Origin of the sequence: Streptomyces sp. NPDC015661 (assembly GCF_043077765.1) — a bacterium.
Classification (GTDB): Bacteria; Actinomycetota; Actinomycetes; order Streptomycetales; family Streptomycetaceae; genus Streptomyces.
On sequence record NZ_JBIBST010000007.1, the window covers coordinates 243,708 to 260,413 of the forward strand.

Sequence of the window (16,706 nt, forward strand, 5' to 3'; positions counted from 1 at the left end):
GGTCAGGCCTCCACCGGTGCGGCGACCTCGCCGGTGCGCCGGAGCTTCTGCCAGCGCAGTCGGCCACCGGTCAGCGCCGTGATCGTGGACTGCAACAGGACGATGTACATCAGCTGCCGGTAGACCAGTTGCTGGATCGGCAGGCTGATCAGATGCAGGGGCTTCTCGCCGTCGAGCCGGAAGGCGTACCAGGACAGCACGGTCTGGAGCAGGATGAAGCCGCCCCAGCTGGCGAGGGTGATCGGGGCGTCCGCGAACAGCACGCCGTACAGCAGGAACATGTCGGCCAGCGGCGCGAGCAGCGGGGCGACCACGCCGAACAGCACGACGAGGGGCAGCCCGATCCGGCCGAAGCGCCCGGCCGGACCCCGGGAGGTCACGGCGCGCCGGTGCTTCCACATCGCCTGCATGCTGCCGTAGCTCCAGCGGTACCGCTGGGACCAGAGCTGCTGGATGCTGGCGGGGGCCTCGGTCCAGGCGCGGGCGCGCTCGGCGTAGACGATCCGCCAGCCGTCGCACAGCACAGCCATGGTGATGTCGGTGTCCTCGGCGAGGGTGTCGTCGCTCATCCCGCCGACCCGCTGCAGGGCCTCCTTGCGGAAGGCGCCGACCGCGCCGGGGATGGTCGGGATGACGTTGAGCATGTCGTACATCCGGCGGTCCAGGTTGTGGCCGAGGACGTACTCGATGTGCTGCCAGGCGCCGATCAGGCTGTCGCGGTTGCCGACCTTGGCGTTGCCCGCGACCGCGCCGATCCCCCGGTCGCCGAAGGGCTGGACCAGCTCGCGCACGGTGGACGGCTCGAAGACGGTGTCGCCGTCCATCATCACGATGATGTCGTGCGACGCGGCCGCTATGCCGGTGTTGAGCGCGCTGGACTTGCCGCCGTTGACCTTGCGGATCAGCCGGACGAACGGCAGGTTCATCCCCTCGACGATGTCCGCGGTGCCGTCCGTGGAGCCGTCGTCGATGACGATCACTTCGATCGGATGGTCACTGGCGATCAGGGAGTTGAGGGTGTTCGCGATGCACTCGCGCTCGTTGTAGGCCGGGACGAGAACGGTGACCGGCTCGGTGACGGGTGGTCCCCACGCGTCCCGCCGCCGGGAGCGCCGGGCATGGAGCGGCGCGAGGACGAGCATCAGCGCGAACCGGCCGAAGTTGAGGATGCCGACGACGGCCAGCAGCGCGACCAGCACCGGCAGGGTGAGCACGGCGGCCTCGCTGGCCCAGATGAAGCACTTGCCCGCCCACAGCTGGTAGCCGTGCACCGGCACGGTGCCGTTGGTGGCGCCAAGCGCCTCGGAGATGGTGGCGAAGCGGTACCCCTCGCCCTGCAGCTTCACGATGATCTGCTCGAGCGCGGCAAGGGTCTCGGTGCGGTCGCCGCCCGCGTCGTGCAGCAGGATCAGCTCGCCCGCGCCGGGCTTGCGGGGCATCGCCGCCTTGACGATCTCGTCGACGCCGGGACGCTTCCAGTCGTCGGTGTCGCGGTCGATGAACGCGGTGAGGTAGCCGTGGGAACCCACGTACTTGATCACCGGGTAGTTCCAGTCGTCGAGCGCCGAGGCGTCGGAGGAGTACGGCGGGCGGAACAGCGCGCTGTGGACGCCCGCGACGCCGGCCAGCGCCAGTTGCGTCTGCGCCAGCTCCCAGCTGATCCGGGCGTGGGACTGGTACGCCAGATCGGGATGGGTGAAGGTGTGCACGCCGATCTCGTGGCCGCCCGCGACGATCTGCCGGATCAGCTCCGGGTGGCGCGTGGTCATCGCGCCGGTCACGAAGAAGTCGGCGCGGACGTTGTGGGCGTCGAGCACGTCCAGGATCTTCGGGGTCCACTCCGGCGAGGGGCCGTCGTCGAAGCTCAGGACCACGGTGTGGTCGGGGATCCGGTAACTCACCGGGCGCTCGTTCTTGGTGCCGCGCGCGTCGATGATCGGGCCGCCCTTGAGCAGGTTCTCCGGCACGGTCGTCTTGTCGACCGAGGTCGCGATCCGGGTGTCGTGGAACGCCTCGTTGGTGGCGAGGCCGCGCAGGACGAGGAGAGCGAGCAAACAGGCCAGCAGGGACAGCGGCATGAAGAAGCGCAGCGGTGGCGCAGCCAGTCGGCGCGGCCTCAGCAGGGACTGCCGACGACGCTGATGGCGGGACAAGGGCGCTCCTGGAGATGGGTGGTGCGGACGATCAGGCACGCTCGGCCGGCCCGCAGGCGTTGCTCCGGGCGGCACGACGGTCGCGGAATGTGGCGGAATGTCGCGATGTCCGGCGTGATGGCCGAACGTCTCGGACGGGGTCTCGCAGACCGCGCCCTCTAGGGCCAGGAGGGCGAGAAGGGGCCCTTGGCGGGCAAGTACGAGGGTTTCGGCGGTATCCCCATCGCCGGGGCGTCCGACTGCATACCGATCAGGCTGCCGCCCATGGCGGCCGCCAGGATCGCGCCGACCACGGAGACCGGCCAGCCGAAGCGCCGCAGCAGGCGGCTGCGCAGACCCGACTGGTCGACGAACACCGGTGCCGGAGCAGGCTCCTCCTGACGCGATTCGGCCACGCCGGGCTGCGCCGAGTGGAACGATCCACGCCCAGGGGGTGTGGCAATTTTGCGCATCACTTGTGGCCTTTTTGTGCAGGGTGTGGAGACCGCTGAAGCGTAGAGCGGACGGTAGCGCATGACCCGGATCGATTGGTGTGCGATGTGCGTATTTGGCACAGTCCGATCGGATGCTGTAACCGGATCGGTATCTCAACGGGCGCCTCCCGGCCCTTGGGTGGCCGGATCGCGAACACGAGGCGGGATGGCTTGAATCCTTCGCTAGGATGACCGCTCGATTCATGCGGTCAGCGAGCGATCCGCATGCAACGGGCGTGTCCAGTCACCGCCTCTACGCCCCAAGGAGCCTGTGTGAGCCAGCCCCGCCGCACCTCTCGTCGCCGAGCGTGGACGGCGCTCACGCTGCCCGCTCTCCTGTGCGTACTCGCCTCGTGTTCCGCCGACGCCGCGACCGGCGGGGGTACCGACGCCGCCGGGCCCACGCGGGACGCCTCGCCGACGCCCACCGGACCGCCGGGAACCCTCTTCGACAACTTCAACTACACCGGCGCCGACGACCCTTCCCTCGCCGCGCACGGCTGGGAGATCCGTACCGGCGCAGGCGGCCCCGGGATCAAGGACACCTGGAGCGCCGACGGCGCCGCCTTCCCCTCCGACCCTTCGGCCGAGGGGGGCAAGGTCCTACGACTGCGCTCCTCCACCGACGGCAGCGAGCAGGGCACCACACAGGTCGAGGTGCAGACCACGAGCCGGAACTTCTTCAGGGGAACCTTCGCCGCCCGGGTCCATCTCAGCGACGAGCCCACGAAGGGACGCGACGGCGACCACGTCGTCCAGACCTTCTTCCCGATCTCCCCCTCGGACTCCTCGGAGAACTACAGCGAACTCGACTTCGAGTACCTGCCGAACGGCGGCTGGGGTTCGGTGGGTCCGCAGCTCGACAACGTCAGCTGGTACAAGGCCGACCCGCCGGACCGGGTCCACCACACCCTCGAGCGGCGCCTCGAGGGCTGGCACACCATGATGATCACCGCCATGGACGGAAAGGTCACCTACTCCCTGGACGGCGAGGAGCTCTTCACCAGCTCCGGCAAGTACGTCCCGCGCGAGCAGATGGACATCCACTTCAGCAACTGGCTCATCGACCTCCCCTTCACCGGTGGCCCGCGCATCTGGGACATGAAGGTCGACTGGGTCTACTACAAGGCCGACGAGGCCGTCTCCCGGGCGGACGTCCAGAAGACGGTGGACGGCTTCCACCGCACCGGCGCCGACTACATCAACACCGTCCCGAAGGCCTGACCCCGCCGCGGGCGGACTCCGAGCGCGAACTCGCCGCGACACAGCAGGACTGAGCGGCACCGACGGCCACGACGCCCGGAGCGCTCCCTGACCCGGTCAGGGAGCGCTCCGGGCGCTCACGTGCGCCGGCCCCCAAATGCGCCCAAAAACAGTCAAAGGGCCGTTCCAGATTGCTCTGAAACGGCCCTTTGACCTGCGACTCTTTCGAGTCGGGACGACAGGATTTGAACCTGCGACCCCTTGACCCCCAGTCAAGTGCGCTACCAAGCTGCGCCACGTCCCGTTACCCGTCTGACCTGGGGTTTCCCCTGGCCGAACGCGCATGAGAACAATACCGCACTTTCCCCGGTGGTCACGCACGCGTTTCCTGCGCGCCCGCGTGCGGAGGTACGCCGGGTGCGCGTGTTCACTCTCCGTGACGCGCCTCCGCGCCCTGGAGTACGCCCGCGCGCCCGCTCCGGTGGGCCCGGAAGGGGGGTCCGCGAGGTCGGGGACCGGTGCGACCCGGACAGGAAGGGGGACGGACGGGTTCGGGAATGCCGGTCTTCTGGGGAGGAAGGGGCCCATGTGGCGATACGCACGGTCTCGTCGCCATATGCCAACGACCTCGTTGCCATCGGCATGTGGCAAAAAGATGACCATGCGGATCGAACCCGAGATCCGGCCGAGACGGCCAAGACCACACGAAACACAGTCAGAACCAATCGTCAACCGCTCCTGTTTCGGACAAACTTCGTGGCGATATTGATCCGTTCCGGAAAGATCAACACCATGAAGAGGTCGGCCTGTTCGGGACGGGACCACTGCCGATGCACCACCTGTTCGGACAACCCCGCCGGGCAGGCGTTTCGCAGGTGAGGACTCGGATGGACAGCTACTTCAGCAGCCGACTGCATCATGAGCTCAGGGAAACGGTCCGGGACTTCGCAGAGCGTGAGGTCCGGCCGCGGATAGCCGAGATGGAGGAGTCCCGGACGGTCCACCACGAGCTGTCCCGCAAGATCGCCGAGCAGGGCTGGCTGGGAGCGACAATCAGCCAGGAGTACGGCGGAATGGGCGCCGGCCACCTGGCCAAGACGATCATCATCGAGGAGCTCTCCCGGGTCAGCGGCGCCATGGGCGCCATGGTCCAGGCCTCCCAGCTGGGCACCGCCAAGATCGTCCACTTCGGCAGCGACGAGCAGCGCAAGACCTGGCTCCCGGAGATCGCCGCCGGTGCCTGCCTGCCGACCATCGCGGTCACCGAGCCCGAGTCCGGCGGTCACGTCCTCGGCATGAGCGCCAGCGCGGTCCGCGACGGCGACGACTACATCCTCAACGGCAGCAAGGTCTACGTCGGCAACAGCCACGTCGGCGATCTGCACGGTGTCGTGGTCAGGACCGGTCCTGGATCGAAGGGACTCACCGCCTTCCTGGTCGAATCCGATCGCCCGGGTTTCCGGACCGGTCCCCAGCAGCCGGCCATGGGCCTCCACGGCTTCAGCTTCGGCGAGCTGATCTTCGAGGACTGCCGGGTGCCCGCCTCCAACCGCCTCGGCGACGAGGGCGACGGCCTCGCCGTCGCGTACTCCTCCAGCGTGCTGTACGGCCGGGCCAACCTCACCGCCGTCTCGCTCGGCATCCACCAGGCGATCCTGGAGGAGACCACCCGCTTCGCCTCCGAGCGCATCCGCTACGGCAAGCCGCTCCACGACCTGCCCACGGTCAAGCTGAAGCTCGGGCAGATGCAGTCCCGGCTGATGACCGCCCGGCTGGCCGCTTACCACGCCGTGCACCTGCTCGACCAGGGCCTCTCCTGCGACACCGAGCTGATGAACGCCAAGCTCGTCAACGTCGAGTCGGCCATCGACTCCGGTCGCAACGCCATGGAGATCCACGCCGCCGCCGGCCTCTTCACGGACCGGGCCATCGAGCGCTACCTCCGGGACGCGCACCACATCTTCGCCCCCGCCGGCACCTCCGACATCCAGCTCCTGCGGCTGGCCGAGGTCGCGCTCGGCCAGGACAAGGGCAGCTGGTCGGAGCGGCTGTCCGAGCTGGTCCGCACGCCGGAGCGGGAGCCGGCGCACGTCTGATCACCTCACCCCCACGGGCCGGGAGCCCCGGTACGGCCGCTGCCGTACCGGGGCTCCCGGGTGTACGCGAGGGAACGACGGTCAGAACATGCCGTCCTCACGACGGTGGATCTGCTCCACGAGCTCCGCCGCCATCGCCTTGATCGTCTCCAGACCGGCCCGCCCCCACGGACGGACATCGGTGTCGACCACGCAGATGGTGCCGAGCGCGACACCGGTACGGTCTATCAGCGGCGCCCCCATGTAGGAGCGGATGCCGATCTCGTCCACGACCGGGTTCCCCGCGAAGCGCGGGTAGTCGCAGACGTCCTCGAGGACGAGCGCCTTGCGCCGCACCACCACGTGCGGGCAGTAGCCGTGGTCACGGGCCATGAAGCGGCCGACGCCGCCACCGCCCGCGGCGGCCGCGCCCAGGTCGCTGCCGGAGTGGGTGCCCTCGGGGGTGTGCAGACCCGCGAAGAACTGCCGGTTCTCGTCGATGAAGTTCACCATCGAGAACGGGGCGCCGGTCACCTCGGCGAGCCGGTGGGCGAAGTCGTCGAACGCCGGGTCCGGTCGCTCCCCGAGACCGAGTTCGCGCAGCCGCTGCACGCGGGCGGGCGCGTCCTTGTCGATGGGGGTCAGCAGGAGGTGACCGGTCGGGTCGTAGGTCATGGCGTTGCTCCGTAGCTCGGCACGGTGTCCGGGATGGTGGTGAGCAGATGCTGGACGAGGGTCAGCAGGGTGCGGATGCCGGAGCTGGAGATCCGGGCGTCGCAGAGGACGACCGGCACCTCCGGCTTGAGGTCGAGGGCGGCCCGTACCTCATCCGGTTCGTAGCGGTAGGCGCCGTCGAACTCGTTGACCGCCACGATGAACTGGATCCCCCGCCGTTCGAAGAAGTCCACGGCGGAGAAGCACTCCTGGAGCCTGCGGGTGTCGGCCAGGACGACCGCGCCGAGCGCGCCCTCGGAGAGCTCGTCCCACATGAACCAGAAGCGCTCCTGGCCCGGGGTGCCGAAGAGGTACAGGACGTGCTGGTCGTCGAGCGTGATGCGGCCGAAGTCCATGGCGACGGTGGTCGTCGTCTTGGACTCCACGCCCTCCAGGCTGTCGGTGGCCGCGCTGACCGAGGTGAGCAGCTCCTCGGTGCTCAGCGGTTCGATCTCGCTGACCGCGCCCACGAGGGTCGTCTTGCCCACGCCGAATCCGCCCGCCACCAGGATCTTGAGCGCGGTGGGGAAGGGGTCGGTCGCGAAACTGTCGTGGCGCTCAGAGCCGTTGTCGTAGGCCATCGAGCACTGCCTCCAGCAAGGAACGGTCGGTGGGATTGGCGTGGAAGCGGGGCGCGCGGGCGGTCAGCGCCCCGCAGTCCACGAGGTCGGAGAGCAGGACCTTGGTGACGACGGCCGGGAGCCGTAAGTGCGCCGCGATCTCGGCCACCGAGGTGGGCCCGTCGCACAGCCCGAGGGCCAGGCTGTGCTCGGGACCCATGTGCGTCTGGGGGGTCGATCCGGTCGCCATCACCATGGACAGCAGGTCCAGTGCGGTGGTGGGTTTGGTCCGGCCGCCGCTCACGGTGTACGGGCGGATCAGCCGCCCGGCCGCGTCGTCGAGCCAGGGCCCTTCCTGATGGGACGTCACGTCTACTGCCCGAGACCGCCCACCGCGCCGGCGGCCTGCCGGGCGGGGGTGACCAGGTAGGGCCGGACGCTCTTGACGAGCATCGCCATCTCGTAGCCGAGGACCGCGGCGTCCGCCTCGCGCCCGGCGAGGACGGCCAGGCAGGTGCCGGAGCCCGCGGTGGAGACGAACAGGAGGGTGGAGTCGAGCTCCACGACCACCTGCCGGACCTCACCGCCGTCGCCGAACCGGGCGCCCGCGCTGCGGCCGAGCGAGTAGAGCCCGGAGGCGAGGGCCGCCATGTGGTCGGCGGCGTCGGGGTCGAGACCGTGCACGGATTTCACGAGACCGTCGGAGGAGAGCAGGACGGCGTTGCGGGTGTAGGGGACCCGCTGGACCAGGCCGCTGAGAAGCCAGTCGAGGTCCGAGGAATGGCCGGTCGGCACATTGCTCGCCATGGTGATCTACTCCTTGTGCGCGTCGCCGGGACGCAGCGATTCATGGGGGGCGGGCTGGGATTCGGCGAGGCCGATGCCGCGCTGGAACGCGGCCATCAGACCCGGGTCGTGCAGGGCGTGCTCCTCGGTCTTGCGGGTCACGGGCTCGTCCCGGAGCTGCGGGACGATGTGCTCCTGTGCGCGCCTCTTGGGGAGCAGGGGCCGGCCGTCGTCCTCGGCAGGGGGGGCCGGGGGGAGCGGCGACAGCAGGTGGTCCGGCGGGCCCATGTGCTCGGATCCGGCCGACTGGGCCGGTATCGCGGGGGCGGGACCGGGGTCTCCGTACCCGCTCGACTGCGCGCTCGTACGGAGGTACGGGTGCGAGCCGGGCATGGGGGGCTCCTCGTGGCGGGCGGCGGCCCGCTCCGGGGAGGGCGAGGGTACGGACTGCGGTACGGGGGTGGTGGGGGCCGTGCCGCCCGGTGCGGCCTGCGCGGGTGTCTGCGGGTGGCCGGAGACGTGGCCCGGTGCGTGCGCCGCGACCGGGGCCGGTACGTGGCTCGGCACGGGGGCCGGAGCCTGGGCCGGGACGTGGCCGGGAGCCTGCGCCGGGGTGTGGCTGGGCGGCTGCGCCGGGGTCACCGTCGGGGCGGTGGCGGCGGGCGCGCTCTGGGGCTGGATCTGCACCTGGCCGGGCGGGATCGCCGCGGAGCCGGCGGTCGCTGCGGTCTGGCGCTCGTGCTGGGCGAGGCCCTCGGGGTCGGAGCCGAGGAGGCCCTGCGGGAGCACGAGGACGGCCTGGACGCCGCCGTAGATGTTGGACTGGAGCCGTACGGCGATGCCGTGGCGGCGGGCGAGCGCCGAGACGACGAAGAGGCCGATGCGGCCGTCCTGGAGCAGGTGCGCGACGTTGACCTGGTCGGGATCGGCGAGCAGGGCGTTCATCTTGTTCTGCTCGGTGACGGGCATGCCGAGTCCGCGGTCCTCGACCTCGATCGCGAGACCGGCCGTGACGTACTGGGCGCGCAGCAGCACGGTGGTGTGCGGCGCGGAGAACAGCGTCGCGTTCTCGACGAGTTCGGCGAGGAGGTGGATGACGTCGGCCACGGCATGGCCCCGGAGCGTACCGTCGATCGGGGGGACGAGCTTCACGCGCGGGTACTGCTCGACCTCGGCGATGGAGGAGCGCAGCACCTCGGTCATGGTGACCGGGTTCGACCACTGGCGGCGGGAGATGGCGCCGCCGAGCACGGCGAGGTTCTCGGCGTGACGGCGGATGCGGGTGGCCAGGTGGTCGACGTGGAACAGGCCCTTGAGCAGCTCGGGGTCCTCGACCTCGTTCTCCAGCTCGTCGAGGAGCTGGATCTCGCGGTGGACCAGGGACTGCAGGCGTCGGGCGAGGTTGACGAAGACCTCGACCTTCTGTTCGTTTCCGACGCTGCTGGAGAGCCGGGACGCCTGCACGACGGCGGCGACGGCCGCCTCGTGAGAGCGCGTCAGCTCCTGGGAGAGCAGGTCGAATTCATTGCCGGAGGCGGGCGTGGTCGGCTGCGCGGGGCGGGGCGGGGGGCCTTCTCCCCTGCGCAACTGTTCCACGATGGTACGGAGTTCGCTCTGGCCCTGGGCGCTGGTGCGGCGCAGGGCGTTGCAGCGGTCGAGGACGGACTTGGCCGCCCGGTCGGCACCGAGGGCGGCGGCGGTCACGGAGGCCACGGTGAGGGCTGCCGCACCGGTGAGCGCGGCCCAGAGGCCGGGGGTGGGGCTGGCTCCCGTGGAGCGGATGGTGAAGAGGACGGCCGCCGCCCCTCCGAGGGCCACCGCGACGGCGGGGAGCACGGAGGTGCGCAGAAGTTGGGGGCGTATGCGGGCTTCCGCGGGAAGCGGCGCGGAGGTCTGCGCCGGGGGGTTGCTGTGGTTGCCGGTGGCGGAGCGGGCGCCTGGCCGGCCGTGCCGCCCGCCCTCGCGTCGATCGGGCCGCGAGGCGGGTGCGCGAAGTTGAGACATGAGTGTCCTTGGTACGTGCCCAGGAATCGGCGTACTGCGGGGGTGTTCTGCAGGGGGTGTACGGGGGAGGTGTTCTACAGACGTGCGATGAGCCTACCGATGATCATCAGCCACACACTGTAGTCGTCAACCATTCATGTGCGGTGCGCAGTTGACAAACTTACCCGTAGAGCGGGCCGGTCTGGTATCGCCCCTCGCGCGACAGGCCGAGAATGATCGGCCGAAAGTCGACACCGTGGCTCGGAGGGGGCTACGAAGGGCGGGAACGGAAGAGGGCGGAGGCGTCCTCACGCCTCCGCCCTCTGCGGAAATCACACCCGACCGGAATCCCCTGGAGGAGGTGCGGGCAGGCCGGCCCCCGGGGGTGCGGGCGGCCTCGGATCCGCCCCGGCCCACGTCGGTACGGGTTCCCGGGACATCGCTCCGACAGGCGGATCCGCGGCGATTCCGGAGGTCTCACCCGCAACTGGCCGGTAACGGTCGGTGAGAGCGGAGGATCCCCCACCTCGGTCACGACGGCGGCCCGGCGCACACCTCTCGTGCGCGGTCACCATCCGGTGACGCGCGGCTCGGTCTCAGCAGCGGGCGAGCGTACCGCTGTCCAGGGTGGATTTGTCGCCGAACACCCAGCCTTCGGTTTCCGTGCCCGCGATGCGGGCGTAGATCCACTTATTGGCATGGGCGTTGGTGATGTAGCAGTGGTAGTAGAGCTTCGTACCGGAGTTGACCTCGGTCACGTAGGAGCACTCCGCGTACGGCCCGGTGTAGAGGTGGGTGTTCTGGGAGGCGCGGCCGTAGCCGTCGCTGCGGTTCGAGTGGGCCCAGCCGGTGCACGCCGTCGACACCGGGGTGGGCTCCTTCACCGTGGCGCTGGGCGTCACCTTCGGCGAGGCCGACGGGGAGCCGGACGGCTTGTCGCCGCCGCCGCTCGGCGACGCCGACGCGGTGCCCGCCCCCTGGTCCCCGTCCTGCTTCGAGGGCGTGCCGGACGGCTGCCCGCCAGGCGTGCCGGACGCCGTCCCGCCGGGGCTGATGGACGTCAGGTCCCCCGGGGAGGTCGGGCCGTCGGTCGGGCCGCCCGCGCCGGGCACGTCGCCGTCGCCGTCGCCGGAGGTGCTCGCCGTGGGAAGCGCCGTGTTCGACCCACCGCCCTCTTCGCCCCGCAGGTCCACCAGGGCGTAGGCGACTCCGCCGCAGACGAGGACGGTCGCCGCCGCCACCGCGGCGATGGTACGGGTGCGCCGGTTCCGCGCGCGTGCCGAGGTCGCACGCGTCTCGGAACGGCTGTGCCCACCGGCCGGCACGCCGGGCATCACGCCCTGCTGCCCGGCACCCGCCGGAGGCGGCGGCGGGCCGGCGTACGCCCCGGGTGCCATGTAGGGGGCGGGGGGCTGCGGGGCCGGCGGGGAGAACGGTTCGGCCAGGGCGGGACCGAAGCCCGGCGGGGTGGCGGGCTGGGGCGCCGGTGCCGCCGCGAGGTCCGACGCACCGCCCCCGGCGACCGCCTCCAGCATCTCGCGCGCCTGCCCGGCGTCGGGCCGCTGCAGCGGGTCCTTCGCCATCAGCGCCCGCAGCACGGGGGCGAGCGGCCCGGCGCGCCGGGGCTCGGGCAGCGGTTCGCCGACGATCGCCGCCAGCGTGGACCACACCGACGTACGGCGGAACGGCGCGGCGCCCTCCACGGCCGCGTACAGCGTCATGCCGAGCGCCCAGATGTCCGACGCGGCACCCGGCACCTGGCCCTGAGCGCGCTCCGGCGGCAGGTAGTCGAGGGAGCCGACGATCTGGCCGCTCTGGGTCAGCTTGGCCAGGGCCTCGTCGCCGGCGGTCTCCATGCTGGCGATGCCGAAGTCGGTGAGCACCACCCGGCCGCCGGGTTCGAGCAGCACGTTGCCGGGCTTGACGTCCCGGTGCAGGACGCCGGCCCGGTGGGCCGCGTCGAGCGCGTCCATCAGCTTCGCGCCGATCGCGGCCGCTTCACGCGGATCGAGGGAGCCGCGCTCCGCCAGCACGTCGTCGAGGGAGGGCCCCTCGACCAGCTCCATGACGATGACGGGCAGCCCCTGCTCCTCGACCACGTCGTGCACCGTGACCACGCCGCTGTGCCGGACGCGGGCGGCGGCCTGCGCCTCCCGCTGCATCCGGACCCGCAGATCGGCCAGTTCGGCCGGGGAGGCGTCCGTGTAGGCCCGCAGGACCTTGACGGCCACCTCCCGGTTCAGCAACTGGTCCACCGCCCGGGCGACCACGCCCATGCCACCGCGGCCGATCATCGCGGTCACGCGGTACCGACCGCCCAGAACCACGCCGACCAGATCCGCGCCGTTCGCCCCCGTCACCTGTCACATCCCGTTCGTCGCACTGTTCGAAAGACGCCATGTGGCGGGCACCAGGGTAGGGGTTCACTCATGTGCGAGTGCGCACGCCCCGGCTCTCCGAGACGGTCGCGGCCTCCAACAGCCGTGGTCACCACGACATCTCGCCCGGGATCAGGACATTCGTGGGATCCGCCTCTGCAAGCGTCTCGTAGGCTCAGCCGATGATGGCGACGGGGCCGTCCCAGGCGTCCTGGTCGACGGTGATCGTGTAACCGCCCCTGGTCTCCTTGCTGTTGACCAGGTACTGGTGGCCTCGGCTGTGGCCGGTGTACCGGGTGGCGCCCCAGGGCCAGTCGGCGGTGGTGGTGTTCTGCTTGTCCCACAGCGCGTACCAGAGGTTGCCCGGCAGGTCGGTGCGGTCGGTCGCGGTGGCGACGGCCTTGGCGCTGGAGCTGGTGAAGCCGTAGAAGCCGCCGCGGTACGTCTTGCCGCGCAGCGTCCTGGTGAAGGAGCGCACGTACGTCAGCACGGCGTCGTTGCACGCCTTGTCGGTGACGTCGTACGGCTCCATGTCGAGGAAGACCGGGCTGCCGGGCCTCATGCCGAGCGCCGACGCCTTGGCGACCGCGTCGTTGGCGTCCGTCACGCCGAGGGACGCCGCCGTCGATGCCGTGAGCTTCTCGGGATTGGCGCCGGTCTGGCAGGGCGGCTGGGCGCCGACGTAGATCGGGATGAGCTTCCAGCCCATGGCGCTGACCGACTTGGTCCAGGAAGCGGTGAGGTTCGGCTGCGAGCAGCCGCGGTTCCTGCCTCCGACGTACACCGCGGCGGCACCGTAGAACCCCGTGTTCCACGCCCTCATCGCGGCGAGAGAGGGGGCCGCGCAGGTGTCGAACGCCCGGCCGGTGAAGGTCTTCTGGGCGGGCCAGACCGTGGCCGCCATCGAGGTCTGCGCCGCGACGACGGCACCCACGACGGCGACGGCGCCCCCCGCCGTCACGGCGATGTAGCGACGCTTCCTGGACAGCCGGTGACCGGCCATACCCACCCCATTCACCAGCACGGCCCGCGGCCGCATCCGGCACGCGCCGCAGTGCGCTCTCCCCTCCGTACGTTCGGAGCAGACCGCACTGTAACGGACAGCGGCCGGGACTCGACGGCCCGGGGCACCCGCACCGGAGGGAACGCCGGGGATCGGCAGCCGGGCCGGTTCACCCGGCTGCCGAGCGGCGTCGCGCTCACCTCGGGTGAGCCGGCGGGTGGGGTGTCACTTCGCCAGGAAGGCGAGGAGGGCGGTGTTGACCTCCTCCGCATGGGTCCACAGCAGGCCGTGCGGGGCACCCTCGATCTCGACGTAGTCGGCGGCGGGGAGCGCCTTGTGGAAGGGGCGCGCGGTGCCCTCGGCGGGGAGGATGCGGTCGGCCGTGCCGTGCAGGATCAGGGCGGGCACGTCGACGGAGGGGATGTCGGCGCGGAAGTCGGTGTACCAGGTCGACGGCGCGGCGGACGCGGCGAAGAAGCCGCCGCCGGCCGCGGTGTTCCAGCTGTTGCGGACGGCTTCCTCGCTGATCCGGCTGCCCAGGTTCTCGTCGAGGTTGTAGAAGTCGTTGAAGAAGGCGGTGTAGTAGGCGTAGCGGTCGGCCTTGACGGCGGCGACGATTCCGTCGAAGAACTCCTTCGGGGCCACGCCCGACGGGTTGTCGTCGGTCTTGAGGAGGCAGGGCTCCAGGGAGGCCAGGAAGGCGACCTTGGCGACGCGGGCGGAGCCGTACGTGGACACGTAGCGGGCGACCTCGCCGGTGCCCATCGAGAAGCCGACGAGGACGGCGTCGTTCAGGTCCAGCGTCTCCATCACGGTGTTCAGGTCGGCCGCGAAGGTGTCGTAGTCGTAGCCGGTCGTCGGCTGCGAGGACTGCCCGAATCCGCGGCGGTCGTACGTGATCACGCGGTAGCCGGCGTCGAGCAGAGCGGCGCTCTGGCGCTCCCAGGAGTGGCCGTCGAGCGGGAAGCCGTGGATGAGGACGACGGGCTGTCCGGTGCCGTGGTCCTCGTAGTAGAGGTCGATGGCGGTGGTGTTCTCCTGGCCCACGGTGATGTACGGCATGGGGTGTCTCCTCGATACGAGTGGTGCGAGTGGTGCGAAGTCGCCGGTCCGCGCCTCCGTGCGGTGCGGAACACCGTCACGCTACGGCCGGGGAAGTTCCTCCTCTTGTCGCGCCACGCACCACTCCTTGCCCATGAGTGCAGCGTTCTGCCCGGGCGTGGTTTCCGCGCGTGATTCCTGCCCGTGATTCCTGCGCGTGATTCCTGCCTGTGGTTCTGCCTGGAGGCGGAAGCGGCCCGCTGCTTGGCTGTTCGGTGGGGGCCGGAACCCGGGCCGTGTGCCCGTCGCCCCCCTGGATTCAGCCCCTCTGAGCGGAGAGCATTTTGACCTTGGTGTTGACGACCGCGTCCGTGCCGGACCGGGACAAGGTCGCGTACTGGAACGATGCGGTGAGCAGGACCCTGGTGCCGATGAAGGTCGCCCCCCGGAGCGACGGGCCGTTCGACGGCCGGATCACCAGCGGCCGGGTCGGATACCTCCAGGTCTCCACCATGGAGGCCGACGCGAAGCGGGTCAGCCGCACGCCGGCGCTGATCGCCGGGTCGTCCGAGGCGCTGGTGGCGGTCGGTGTCCAGACATCCGGCACGGCCACCTTCGTCCAGGACGGCCGGCGGGCCGAGGTGGGCGAGGGCGACCTGGTGGTGTACGACACGAACCGGCCGTACTCCTTCGACTATCCGCAGCGGTTCGCCACGCACGTCTTCCACCTTCCGCGCCGCACGCTGGGCGTGCCGGACGGCGACATCCGGCAGGTCACGGGCAGCGCCATCGGCACCGGCGACGGCTTCGGCGCGATGCTGCTCCCGTTCCTGGCCACCCTGGCCTCCTCCTCGGCCGACGGCTACCCGCCGGCCCTCGCGAACCGGCTGGCCGGCAACGTCGTCGACCTGCTGGCCACGCTGGTGGCGGAGCGCGCCCACCCGGGTGGTGCGGACACGGACGCGCGGAGCCATCTGATGCCGCGCGTCCGGGACTTCATCAACCGGAACCTGGGCGATCCGGACCTGTCACCGGAGCGCATCGCCCAGGCGCACCGGATCTCCGTCCGGTACCTGCACCGGCTGTTCGAGGGCGAGGGGACCACGGTAGGCCGGCTCATACGGCAACGGCGCCTGGAGGAGTGCGGCCGCGAACTGGCCCGCCGGGGCAGGACGGCGCCCACCGTGTCCGCCGTGGGCCAGAGGTGGGGCTTCGTGAACCCCGCCCACTTCAGCCGGTCCTTCCGCGCCGCCTACGGCGTCTCCCCCCGTGAGTGGCGCGACCTGCGCACGGCCCACGGTGCCGACCGGCAAGGGGCCGACCTCGGAGACCGTGTGTGACCGACTTCGTCCCTTGGTCCGCTCGGCACCCGGTCCTGGACCACCGCACCCGGGCCTTCGTGGCCCGGCACTCCTGCCCACCCTCGCCGCACGCCCCGGACCTGGCACAGGCCCGTCGGGAACTCGCACGGCTCCAGGGGAAGGACGCGCCCGGCCCTCTCGACGGGGAAGCCACCTCCACGGAGTGGTTCGCCCTGCCCGGCGGGCCGACCGGTCACGTACGGGTGCAGGTGGTCAGGCCCGCCGACAGCGTCGGCGAGATCCCCGTCGTACTGTTCCTGCACGGTCTCGGCTGGGCCCTGGGAGACGCCGGCACCCATGAACGCCTGGTGCGCGCCTTCGCCCTCGGCACGGACGCGGCCGTGGTGTTCGTCGAGTACGAGCGCGCCCCCGAGGCGCGGTATCCGGTCGCCGTCGAGCAGTGCTACGCGGTCGCGCGGTGGATCTGCGAACGCGGCGGCGAGATCGGCCTGGACGGCAGGCGGATGGCCGCCGTGGGCGAGTCGGCGGGCGGCAACCTGGTGGCGGCCCTGACCCTGCTCGCCAAGGAGCGCGGCGGGGTGCGGCTGCTGCAGCAGGTGCTGCTCTGCCCGGTCACCGACGCCGGCTGCGACACGCCCTCGTACGAGGAGTTCGCCGACGGCTACTTCCTCGGCGGCGGGACCATGCGCTGGTTCTGGGACCAGTACCTGCCCGACGTACGGCAGCGGAGCCAGGTCACCGCGTCACCGCTGCGGGCGTCCCTGGAGCAGCTCGCCGGGCTCCCCCCGGCCCTTGTGGTCACCAGCGAGGCCGACGTGGTGCGCGACGAGGGCGAGGCGTACGCGACGAAGCTCCGGGCGGCCGGCGTACCGGTGGTCTCCCTGCGCTACCACGGGACGATCCACGGCTTCATGGTGCTCGATCCGCTCCGCGACACGGACGCCGCCCGGGCCGCCCTCGTCCAGGTCCTCGACACCGTGCACGTCGCCCTGCACCGGTTCCGCGGCTGAGCACG

At 71.0% G+C, this 16,706-nt stretch carries 14 protein-coding genes and 1 tRNA gene; 4 read left to right on the top strand and 11 right to left on the bottom strand.

The features are described 5' to 3' along the window. Positions 1–2: 2 nt before the first annotated feature. Positions 3–2,078 carry a bifunctional polysaccharide deacetylase/glycosyltransferase family 2 protein gene (locus tag ACF07V_RS20515; RefSeq protein ID WP_392156412.1) on the bottom strand — a complete coding sequence of 692 codons (2,076 nt, stop codon included), beginning with the start codon at positions 2,076–2,078 and terminating at the stop codon, positions 3–5. Positions 2,079–2,311: 233 nt separating this feature from the next. Beyond that, positions 2,312–2,548: a hypothetical protein gene (locus ACF07V_RS20520; protein WP_392155996.1), complete on the bottom strand. Its 237-nt coding sequence runs from the start codon at positions 2,546–2,548 to the stop codon at positions 2,312–2,314. 351 nt (positions 2,549–2,899) lie between these two features. On the opposite strand from ACF07V_RS20520, the gene ACF07V_RS20525 reads away from it, so the two are divergent. Further along, complete coding sequence (locus ACF07V_RS20525) at positions 2,900–3,850, top strand: glycoside hydrolase family 16 protein (protein ID WP_392155998.1); 951 nt, start codon at positions 2,900–2,902, stop codon at positions 3,848–3,850. A 209-nt stretch (positions 3,851–4,059) separates the two neighbouring features. Here ACF07V_RS20525 and ACF07V_RS20530 read toward each other — a convergent pair. Continuing rightward, positions 4,060–4,133, bottom strand: a tRNA-Pro gene (locus ACF07V_RS20530). 583 nt (positions 4,134–4,716) lie between these two features. Here ACF07V_RS20530 and ACF07V_RS20535 point away from each other — a divergent pair. Then, complete coding sequence (locus ACF07V_RS20535; RefSeq protein WP_392156000.1) at positions 4,717–5,925, top strand: acyl-CoA dehydrogenase family protein; 1,209 nt, start codon at positions 4,717–4,719, stop codon at positions 5,923–5,925. 81 nt (positions 5,926–6,006) lie between these two features. On the opposite strand, the gene ACF07V_RS20540 is transcribed toward ACF07V_RS20535, so the two are convergent. The 8 genes from ACF07V_RS20540 to ACF07V_RS20575 all read right to left on the bottom strand — a co-directional run bounded on the left by ACF07V_RS20540 (position 6,007) and on the right by ACF07V_RS20575 (position 14,390). Beyond that, positions 6,007–6,579 carry a GAF domain-containing protein gene (locus tag ACF07V_RS20540; RefSeq protein WP_351186414.1) on the bottom strand — a complete coding sequence of 191 codons (573 nt, stop codon included), beginning with the start codon at positions 6,577–6,579 and terminating at the stop codon, positions 6,007–6,009. Continuing rightward, complete coding sequence (locus ACF07V_RS20545; protein ID WP_392156002.1) at positions 6,576–7,199, bottom strand: ATP/GTP-binding protein; 624 nt, start codon at positions 7,197–7,199, stop codon at positions 6,576–6,578. The genes ACF07V_RS20540 and ACF07V_RS20545 overlap by 4 nt, the downstream gene beginning before the upstream one ends. Beyond that, complete coding sequence (locus ACF07V_RS20550) at positions 7,177–7,548, bottom strand: DUF742 domain-containing protein (protein ID WP_382869327.1); 372 nt, start codon at positions 7,546–7,548, stop codon at positions 7,177–7,179. Before ACF07V_RS20550 ends, ACF07V_RS20545 begins: the two co-directional genes overlap by 23 nt. Positions 7,549–7,550: 2 nt before the next feature. Further along, positions 7,551–7,985, bottom strand: coding sequence for a roadblock/LC7 domain-containing protein (locus ACF07V_RS20555; RefSeq protein WP_041132185.1), 435 nt, complete (start codon positions 7,983–7,985; stop codon positions 7,551–7,553). Between the two features lie 6 nt (positions 7,986–7,991). Further along, positions 7,992–9,968, bottom strand: a complete 1,977-nt coding sequence (locus ACF07V_RS20560; RefSeq protein ID WP_392156004.1) for an ATP-binding protein — start codon at positions 9,966–9,968, stop codon at positions 7,992–7,994. A 575-nt stretch (positions 9,969–10,543) separates the two neighbouring features. After that, positions 10,544–12,241 (bottom strand): protein kinase, encoded by a 1,698-nt coding sequence (locus ACF07V_RS20565; RefSeq protein WP_392156413.1) that lies wholly within the window; start codon positions 12,239–12,241, stop codon positions 10,544–10,546. Positions 12,242–12,500: 259 nt separating this feature from the next. Then, positions 12,501–13,328 (bottom strand): glycoside hydrolase domain-containing protein, encoded by an 828-nt coding sequence (locus tag ACF07V_RS20570; RefSeq protein ID WP_392156006.1) that lies wholly within the window; start codon positions 13,326–13,328, stop codon positions 12,501–12,503. Positions 13,329–13,553: 225 nt separating this feature from the next. Further along, positions 13,554–14,390 (bottom strand): alpha/beta fold hydrolase, encoded by an 837-nt coding sequence (locus ACF07V_RS20575; protein ID WP_392156007.1) that lies wholly within the window; start codon positions 14,388–14,390, stop codon positions 13,554–13,556. A gap of 332 nt (positions 14,391–14,722) precedes the next feature. Here ACF07V_RS20575 and ACF07V_RS20580 point away from each other — a divergent pair, with 332 nt between their 5' ends. Together ACF07V_RS20580 and ACF07V_RS20585 are read left to right on the top strand one after the other, a co-directional pair. Continuing rightward, positions 14,723–15,709, top strand: coding sequence for a helix-turn-helix domain-containing protein (locus tag ACF07V_RS20580; RefSeq protein WP_392156415.1), 987 nt, complete (start codon positions 14,723–14,725; stop codon positions 15,707–15,709). After that, positions 15,706–16,701, top strand: coding sequence for an alpha/beta hydrolase (locus tag ACF07V_RS20585; protein WP_392156009.1), 996 nt, complete (start codon positions 15,706–15,708; stop codon positions 16,699–16,701). Before ACF07V_RS20580 ends, ACF07V_RS20585 begins: the two co-directional genes overlap by 4 nt. Positions 16,702–16,706: the final 5 nt, after the last annotated feature.

Bases quoted from the DNA above. Each gene is read 5' to 3' on its own strand.
- ACF07V_RS20515 (WP_392156412.1), bottom strand. From the start codon at position 2,078: ATGCCGCTGTCCCTGCTGGCCTGTTTGCTCGCTCTCCTCGTCCTGCGC.
- ACF07V_RS20535 (WP_392156000.1), top strand. From the start codon at position 4,717: ATGGACAGCTACTTCAGCAGCCGACTGCATCATGAGCTCAGGGAAACG.
- ACF07V_RS20540 (WP_351186414.1), bottom strand. From the start codon at position 6,579: ATGACCTACGACCCGACCGGTCACCTCCTGCTGACCCCCATCGACAAG.
- ACF07V_RS20545 (WP_392156002.1), bottom strand. From the start codon at position 7,199: ATGGCCTACGACAACGGCTCTGAGCGCCACGACAGTTTCGCGACCGAC.
- ACF07V_RS20555 (WP_041132185.1), bottom strand. From the start codon at position 7,985: ATGGCGAGCAATGTGCCGACCGGCCATTCCTCGGACCTCGACTGGCTT.
- ACF07V_RS20560 (WP_392156004.1), bottom strand. From the start codon at position 9,968: ATGTCTCAACTTCGCGCACCCGCCTCGCGGCCCGATCGACGCGAGGGC.
- ACF07V_RS20565 (WP_392156413.1), bottom strand. From the start codon at position 12,241: ATGATCGGCCGCGGTGGCATGGGCGTGGTCGCCCGGGCGGTGGACCAG.
- ACF07V_RS20570 (WP_392156006.1), bottom strand. From the start codon at position 13,328: ATGGCCGGTCACCGGCTGTCCAGGAAGCGTCGCTACATCGCCGTGACG.
- ACF07V_RS20575 (WP_392156007.1), bottom strand. From the start codon at position 14,390: ATGCCGTACATCACCGTGGGCCAGGAGAACACCACCGCCATCGACCTC.